Genomic DNA, 7,721 nt, shown 5'->3' on the forward strand with positions numbered 1-7,721 from the left:
ATGCACTCATGTAGAGTTTTCTCATTCCTATGTTTTCTTAGTGTTAATAGCTTATTTTAAAATCGTGCAAATTTAATGTTTCCTGCTGAATAATAGAATTCTATTTCATAGAGTTAATTTTTCATTGTTTATTATTGTGCAAAAATATCCTACCATCACGACAAACCATGTCGTATTATATAATAGATGCAAATATTTTAGAAATGGTTGGAAGTAAAACAGTGAAAATTATCAGTATACCAACTGGACTTATAAATATTCTATTTTGTATTAGAATATTTATATTGCTTTTTTGAACGGCTTACTACTTAAAATATCCTTGTCAGGGTTCAAGTTAAAACAAGAAATGTCTAAAGTACGGTAAAACAATAGGTAGCATCAATAAATTTAATATATCTAAAACTTATCGACATGACAAATTTACAAAATTGTCTTGGTTTTTGCAGTATCTATGTAGGGATGTATCAGAAGTGTAACAACGGAAGCCTTTATGGAAAATGGCTTAATTTTGATGGTTATTCAGATTATGATTTAATTACATAAATTTTATATAAATTAATTAATAAGCAAGAATAATATATTTTGTTTGTGGTTATGTAATTTTGGAATTATATTTGAATATCTTTAAAAGAATTATTGATTTAATTACATTAAAATAAATAATAATTCTCGGACACAAAAACAAAAAAGAGAATCTGTACCTACAGATTCTCTTTTTTAGTGTGGAGTTGGAGGGATTCGAACCCTCGTCCAAACAAGCAATACATAAGATTTCTACATGCTTATTCTGCTATTGGTTTTCGACTGGAGGCAGAGAGCAGACGCCCAACTTCCAGCTTATCTTCTAAAATTTTCGAGTTTTAGCCAAAGCATCTAAAACCTTATTTCTACATTCCTATATCTCAGGATCAAACGCCGTAGAACGGAGCATTTGTGAGACATCTTGCTTCCTTACTATCTTCGGGAAAGCGCTTGAATCTTACTTTATTCGGATTAAGCTGCAAGAGCGAACTCTTCGTTGCCAGTTAAAAGTTTGTAGCAAGGGATTAAAGAGATCGCGCTACGGTTCTCTGCATGCTTACTTACCCATTGACCTTGCTGTCGAAACCAGTCAACCCCATTAGATAAGACTGCAAAGATAATTTTTTTTGTTCAAATACAATTAACATTCATGATCTCTTTTGCGAATAATAATTATTAAGGTTATTAATTTAAAAAAGTGCCGGAAATAATTCTGACACTTTATATGATTTAATCTCTGTTTTTAAGTAAAATCCATCCTGAGAGCTGAACTGGTTTTTTGCTTATTTTGTCTGTCCAGAATAGTTTATACCAATAAGTTCCGGTTGGTAACGGTCTGTCTATATATCTGCCGTTCCATATTGGAGTTTTAGTGCTGGCATTGAATACGGCTTTTCCATATCGGTCGAAGATGCTCCCTTCAAAGTTTCCATATTTACTGATTTCACTAAAATCAATGACATCATTTTTACCGTCGTTATTTGGGGTAATTACATTAGACATAAAGAATGTATAATATTTTGCTTCCGAATAACAGAGGGCATCACTACTTTTTACGTTGATAGAGTATTGGGTATTTTTAAGAACATTTGTAAATACATTAGAAAACTGCCACGTCACGCCTCCATCAATAGAGTATTCTAAAGGAAGGTTGCCGTTATTTTTTACGTTGATTGTTAAAGTATTATCCTTATAAATTACTTCTAATATCTCGGGTGTCACCGTGTAGGCAACGGTAGCGTTAAATATCTTGGAACAAACTCCATTGCTGATGGTCACTGAGTAGATTCCTGCTAGTTCTGTCGTTATTGTTTGTGTAGTTGCTCCTGTGTTCCAGCTGTAAGTATAATTAGGCCCTGCTCCTGCATCTAGAAATGCTTTATCGCCTTTGCACATTTCAACATCATGTAGGGTGGAAACAATCTCGGGAACTACTTTAATAGTAATGGATATTGGAGCTTGAGCCGCGCATCCATTAGCCCCAACCCCTGTTACTGTGTAGGTGGTAGTGGTTGTTGGAGAAACAGTTTGAGTGTTTCCATTACCAGTAAGGCCTGTCCATGTATATGTGATAGCTCCGGAAGCTGTTAGTACGATAGACTCTCCTTTGCAAATAGTCAGTTTAGGAGCATTGATAAAGAGAGTAGGGGATGTTGTGTTTTTTATTACTGTTACTGAAGCTTGTTTTGTACAAAGTGAAGGACTAGGGCCAGTGATGGTAAGGGTATAAGTTCCAGCGTTATTGAGGGTCGGGGTTAGAGTATTAGCTCCGGATGTAATGCTTCCGCCACCTGTTGTAGTCCATAAAAATGTACTTCCTGACTGATATACTGAAGTTGTTGCATCTAATGTGGATTGAGAGTTTGAGCAAGTGATTTGAGATGGGGTAGCAATATTTACAATAATGGCTGGGTTCATAGCCACGGTTACAGATTTCTGATATTGACATCCTGTAGGTGTTGTGACAGTTACGGTGTAGATTCCTGAAGTTGTTACTGTGTTTGTAGGTGTGTTCGCACCATTTGACCATAAGAATGTATTTCCTATGCCGTTGGCAGTGGCTGTTAAAGTTGTTGGTGTTCCATCACAAGGTGTTAGGTTTCCTGTAATTTGGACATTCGGGTTAATACTTTGAGCAATTGCAATAGAAACAGGATCACTCGTACAGTTTCCATTATTGTTGGTAAGAGTATAAGTTCCTGCAGAATTTACAATGATACTTTGGGTATTTTGACCTGTTGACCAAATGTTTCCTATAGCAAAACTGGATGTTAAAGTAATACTGTTTCCTGTACAAATAAGATTTGAAGAAGCTGTAATGGTTGGAACAGGCTTTTGGTTAACAATTAATTGTAATTCTGCAATTTTGGAACAAGTTGTAGATTTTATTCTTACATAAAGTGTTGCGTTTCCTGAAGCATAGGTTGTTGGATTTGAAATAGTATTTGTATTTCCTGCTAAAGCATCTGCTTGGTTAATATAGTAATCAAAATTAATACTTGAGGTAGTACTAATGCTTGGCTGTGCTGAAGTAAGATTAAATGTTGCCGTTGTAGAATCTGAACATTGGCTTAAGCTCGAATTCTGTACTGTAGGAACTATGCCTTGTGTTACTATAATAGATTTTTGATATAGGCAATTGGCGGGAGTTTTTACGGTCACCATATAAGTTCCCGGTGTTGAAACAGAAATAGTATTTCCTGTAGATCCTGTGGACCAAGTATAAATGTTTCCTGTTCCATTAGCTGAAGCAACAAGTTGAGTTGGGGATTCGCATAAAACTAGATTTCCCGTAATCTGTACATTAGGATCGCTATCTTGTGTGATGACAATAGATGTTTGTGGGCTGGTACATATTCCGTTATTGCTTATTAATGTGTAAGTTCCTGGTGTTGTTATGGTAATAGATTGTGTGGTTGCTCCTGTAGACCAAGTATTTCCTGTTGTATTGCTGGAGGTTAATGTTATATTTCCGTTAGGGCAAAGGGTAGTGGCTGTAGCATTTATATTCGCAGTTAAGCTTTTGTTTTTAAACACAATAGCATTTGTTTGTTTACACGAATTAATTACACTTGTCGGATTGTTAGGATCGTGATAACTAATGTTATAATAATAGGTATCCGTAGTATTTATTGTGATTGGAGTTGTGATAGGATTGTTTCCGGTGGTGGCATCATTAACGTTATTGAAATAAGAAACCGTAAAATTGGGATTGCTATTTAAAATTCCAGCAGATAATGTACTGAAGTTGAATGTGCTGCTATTGCTGCAGATAGAAATCTCTCTTGGGGAATTGGCATTCGGGCCAGGGCTTCCAGGTGCGCTGAACGGATTGGGAGCGATGGTAGAATTGGTAAAAGGAGATACGAATGATGCAGTTCCTCCCCACGTTAGATTAAAAGTATATACAGTTGTAGACCAGTTATCAAGATATAGATAGTAGGTTTGTCCAGCTACAACATCCAAATATTTGCAATACGGATCTGTTGGTCCTCCGGCAGAAGTTGTGTTGGTGTTTGTCATATTCATTCCGGTACTGGTAAGGGCGCCGGATGCGTTGCATCTTATAGGGTTACCTCGGTTTGAGCAGCTTACATTCGGACCGTAAATTGCCCAGTCGTAATCCACAGGTCCTGTAGGAACAAGATTAAAGGTAAGGGTTCCGCTGGTTGCAATTGTAAACTTATACCAAACAGAATTATGCTCTCCTGTAGATAGGCATCCTCCAAGGCTTTCATATGTATTTCCGACTCCTGATGGAGTATAGTTAATATTGGAATTTCCACAAACCGTAATCGCAGAAACGCAGTCTTCTTGTGCAAAAATTGAAAGATGAAAGACAAATAAGAATGAAAATAGTAGTTTTTTAATCATAGCTTAGCGTAAAGAGGTATGTTTATTAGTGAAAAATAGAACCACTTTTAAGATCTTAGAAATGATAAGATCTTAATTATTAAAAATTATAAATGAATGATTTGGTATGATGAGGTCTTGTTTCCTTTAATAGAAAAAGGATTAGGTAGATACGAAGAATCGTGTGCTCATACTTATTAGGTTTTTAACTTTCACAAAACTAAATAAAATAATAATAGCTAGGCTTAATTAATTTTGTTTTTAGGCTTTTTTTCTTTTTTAGTTGATGGAAATTTATTTTTTGTGTTAAATTATTGAGATAAGTATAAATGTTTCATGGATGTTCCTATGTTTTTGAAATGTTGAAAAGATTGATTTTGAATAAATATTATATAATAAAAGCAATCAAAATTTTGTGGTTTAATAAATTATGTATACTTTTGCAATTCAAAATGAGATGTAAAATATGTTAATAATTCCTGTAAAAGATGGTGAATCCATCGATAGAGCACTAAAGAAATATAAAAGAAAATTTGATAAAACTGGTACGGTTCGTCAATTGAGATCTAGACAACAGTTTAACAAGCCTTCTGTAACTTTAAGACAAGCTAGATTGAAAGCTGCTTATAAACAAAGAGCACTTAGTAAGGAAGAGCAGGCTTAAGAATTTTTTTCTTAAACACATACTAAATTCACTTCTTAAATACTTATATTTGAGGAGTGAATTTTTTTTGTTTACGCCCTTCATCAATGTTAAATAAATTTTTAGAATATTTACAATTCGAAAAGAGGTATTCTCCTCATACAGTTACAAGCTATAAAAAAGATCTTGAGGATTTCTCTCATTTCTATCTCAAAACAGAATCTTCTGAAGATATTTCCAAAGCAGATAAAAAAATAATCAGAAATTTTATTGTAGAGCTCAGCGAAAATAATATTTCGAAGAGAAGCATCAATAGAAAACTATCTTCACTCCGGAGTTTTTATCATTTCCTTCTTAAAATAGGCGAAATCGCCGTTTCTCCTACCGAAAGCATCTCTTCCTTGAAATTTTATGCAGAGAAGCAAATTCCCATGTCTAAAGAGGAAATGCAGGTTCTTGAGGATCGGGGTTTTGAAGAAGCTTATGATATTCTGGATAAATGCATTATTGAAGTGTTATATCAGACCGGGATTCGAAAAGCTGAGTTTTGTGGCTTGATATTTGAGAATGTAAATTTAGGCAGCAATGAGCTTAAAATTATAGGAAAAGGAAATAAAGAAAGATACATTCCTATAGCGGAAGAGCTGGCTAATCTGTTGAGAAGTTATTTGGAAATAAGAAAACCTTTGGAAGAACACAAATCATATTTTTTCGTTAACAAGAAAGGGAAAAAACTCAACGAAAAATTTGTTTATGTGGTAGTTAATAAGTACCTTAGTCTTATAACATCAAAGCAGAAAAAAAGTCCCCACATCCTTCGTCATAGCTTTGCTACTCACGTTTTGGATAATGGGGCAGAGATCTCGAAAGTAAAAAAAATATTAGGACATTCCAGTTTAGCAAGTACGCAAGTCTATACGAATGCCAATATAGAACAATTGAAAAAAGTGTTTAATCAGGCTCATCCAAGAGCATCTAAAAAAGAAGAATTATGAAGATCACAGTACAATCAATTGGTTTAACTCCACACGAACCACTAGAGTCACACATTGAAAAAAAAGTAAGTAAACTTGAAACGTTTTACGACAAAATTCATGAAGGTAAAGTGTTTTTAAAAGTAGAGAACAATGCAGATAGAATAAATAAAACTACCGAACTTATTTTAGCTGTTCCAGGCGACGATATTGTCGTAAAAAAGACATCTGCAAGTTTTGAAGAAAGTTTAGACCTTTGTGTTGATACTGCTAAAAAGCTGCTAATCAAGAAAAAAGAAATGGCGTAAAAAAAAAGATAAAAAAAGTCACAAAAAAATTTGAGAATTCAAAAAAACCGTTCTATCTTTGCAATCGCAAAAAGGGAACAGCGTTCTTTTGAATTCTTTTTAATTATGCCTCCATAGCTCAGTTGGCTAGAGCAGCTGATTTGTAATCAGCAGGTCGTGGGTTCGAGTCCCTCTGGAGGCTCTGTTAATATAAACTTTTGGGAAGATTCCAGAGTGGCTAAATGGGACTGACTGTAACTCAGTTGCTTCGGCTTCGCAGGTTCGAATCCTGCTCTTCCCACAATTTATATTAAAAAAAAGTCTTGCGAGTCTCGAAATTTTTTTTTAGATTTGCAAACCGTTAACCAATAATTTTGGAAACAAAATTGCGAAAGTAGCTCAGTTGGTAGAGCGTCAGCCTTCCAAGCTGAATGTCGCGAGTTCGACCCTCGTCTTTCGCTCAAAAAATCAGACTGAAAAGAATGATTTTTTTAACTACTGAAAAGCTCAGAGTAGAATTTTCTCAAAAGCTTTCAGTCGTAACATTAAAATTGCCTCCATAGCTCAGTTGGCTAGAGCAGCTGATTTGTAATCAGCAGGTCGTGGGTTCGAGTCCCTCTGGAGGCTCATTTTAATATAAACATTTGGGAAGATTCCAGAGTGGCTAAATGGGACTGACTGTAACTCAGTTGCTTCGGCTTCGCAGGTTCGAATCCTGCTCTTCCCACAGTTTATATTACAAAAAAAATCTTGCAAGTTTTAAGAATTTTTCTTAGCTTTGCAAAGCGTTAACCAATAGTTTTGGAAACAAAATTGCGAAAGTAGCTCAGTTGGTAGAGCGTCAGCCTTCCAAGCTGAATGTCGCGAGTTCGACCCTCGTCTTTCGCTCAACAAAAATCACTCTATCTTTAGTGTGATTTTTTTGTTTAAGGCCGACTTAGCTCAGCGGTAGAGTGCTTCCTTGGTAAGGAAGAGGTCACGGGTTCAAGTCCCGTAGTTGGCTCTTATTTAAATCCCGAATTTCTTTCGGGATTTTTTTTTTTCTGAAAGTTTTTGGGGCCAGGTGCAAAAGTTGAGGGCTAAGCAAAAACATTAGCTAATCTGAATATTAAAAATTAGTTACTTCTTAAAACCTCAGTTATCCATTCCTAAATTTTTTCTTTTCAATTTTAAGACAAAGATAAAGTAACACTATCACCAGCATAATCTGTGGGCGAAGGGAAACAAAAATGGTAACTTCTATGAATTTAAGACTTCGTTTTGGGAGTTGATTATTTATAATTTTAAACAAATTTTAAATATATCTTGTGATAAATCAATGAAAAAGAATAAATGAGTGTATGATATAGGATCAGTTCCAAAACTTGGGGACTACGCAAAAAGTTTAGATAATCTAAAAAGGAAAAACGATTTATCTCGCACGCCTCTAAGTTGTAATCTGAA

5 protein-coding genes, 7 tRNA genes and 1 other RNA gene are annotated in these 7,721 nt (G+C 34.9%); 11 read left to right on the top strand and 2 right to left on the bottom strand.

Annotation, left to right across the window (positions count from 1 at the left end):
- The first annotated feature begins 411 nt into the window (after positions 1-411).
- Complete coding sequence (locus tag BUB80_RS23920; RefSeq protein ID WP_139262884.1) at positions 412-543, top strand: antirestriction protein ArdA; 132 nt, start codon at positions 412-414, stop codon at positions 541-543.
- 177 nt (positions 544-720) lie between these two features.
- On the opposite strand, the gene ssrA is transcribed toward BUB80_RS23920, so the two are convergent.
- Both ssrA and BUB80_RS22605 read right to left on the bottom strand, forming a co-directional pair.
- Positions 721-1,119: a transfer-messenger RNA gene (gene ssrA / locus BUB80_RS22600) on the bottom strand.
- Positions 1,120-1,251: 132 nt separating this feature from the next.
- Positions 1,252-4,395 (bottom strand): T9SS type B sorting domain-containing protein, encoded by a 3,144-nt coding sequence (locus tag BUB80_RS22605; RefSeq protein ID WP_073297959.1) that lies wholly within the window; start codon positions 4,393-4,395, stop codon positions 1,252-1,254.
- 445 nt (positions 4,396-4,840) lie between these two features.
- Here BUB80_RS22605 and rpsU point away from each other — a divergent pair, with 445 nt between their 5' ends.
- The 10 genes from rpsU to BUB80_RS22655 all read left to right on the top strand — a co-directional run bounded on the left by rpsU (position 4,841) and on the right by BUB80_RS22655 (position 7,281).
- Positions 4,841-5,038, top strand: coding sequence for a 30S ribosomal protein S21 (rpsU, locus tag BUB80_RS22610; RefSeq protein WP_048511861.1), 198 nt, complete (start codon positions 4,841-4,843; stop codon positions 5,036-5,038).
- Positions 5,039-5,124: 86 nt separating this feature from the next.
- The gene (locus BUB80_RS22615) at positions 5,125-6,012 is read left to right on the top strand and encodes a tyrosine-type recombinase/integrase (protein WP_073297961.1); all 888 of its coding nucleotides are present in this window, start codon (positions 5,125-5,127) and stop codon (positions 6,010-6,012) included.
- A complete protein-coding gene (locus BUB80_RS22620; RefSeq protein ID WP_073297963.1) occupies positions 6,009-6,299 on the top strand; it encodes an HPF/RaiA family ribosome-associated protein in 291 nt (96 codons plus the stop codon). Before BUB80_RS22615 ends, BUB80_RS22620 begins: the two co-directional genes overlap by 4 nt.
- Positions 6,300-6,406: 107 nt before the next feature.
- Positions 6,407-6,480, top strand: a tRNA-Thr gene (locus BUB80_RS22625).
- Positions 6,481-6,498: 18 nt separating this feature from the next.
- Positions 6,499-6,579 (top strand) — tRNA-Tyr (locus BUB80_RS22630).
- Positions 6,580-6,666: 87 nt separating this feature from the next.
- Positions 6,667-6,739 (top strand) — tRNA-Gly (locus BUB80_RS22635).
- A gap of 92 nt (positions 6,740-6,831) precedes the next feature.
- Positions 6,832-6,905 (top strand) — tRNA-Thr (locus BUB80_RS22640).
- A gap of 19 nt (positions 6,906-6,924) precedes the next feature.
- Positions 6,925-7,005: transfer RNA gene (locus tag BUB80_RS22645), tRNA-Tyr, on the top strand.
- Between the two features lie 88 nt (positions 7,006-7,093).
- A tRNA-Gly gene (locus BUB80_RS22650) sits at positions 7,094-7,166 on the top strand.
- Positions 7,167-7,209: 43 nt separating this feature from the next.
- Positions 7,210-7,281 (top strand) — tRNA-Thr (locus BUB80_RS22655).
- Positions 7,282-7,721: the final 440 nt, after the last annotated feature.

This window comes from Chryseobacterium polytrichastri (assembly GCF_900142445.1).
In the GTDB taxonomy this organism is placed as follows: Bacteria; Bacteroidota; Bacteroidia; order Flavobacteriales; family Weeksellaceae; genus Chryseobacterium; species Chryseobacterium polytrichastri.

What these genes read in the sequence shown, in the direction of transcription:
- BUB80_RS22615 (WP_073297961.1), top strand. Translation starts at nt 5,125, where the DNA reads ATGTTAAATAAATTTTTAGAATATTTACAATTCGAAAAGAGGTATTCT.
- rpsU (WP_048511861.1), top strand. Translation starts at nt 4,841, where the DNA reads ATGTTAATAATTCCTGTAAAAGATGGTGAATCCATCGATAGAGCACTA.
- BUB80_RS22620 (WP_073297963.1), top strand. Translation starts at nt 6,009, where the DNA reads ATGAAGATCACAGTACAATCAATTGGTTTAACTCCACACGAACCACTA.
- BUB80_RS23920 (WP_139262884.1), top strand. Translation starts at nt 412, where the DNA reads ATGACAAATTTACAAAATTGTCTTGGTTTTTGCAGTATCTATGTAGGG.
- BUB80_RS22605 (WP_073297959.1), bottom strand. Translation starts at nt 4,395, where the DNA reads ATGATTAAAAAACTACTATTTTCATTCTTATTTGTCTTTCATCTTTCA.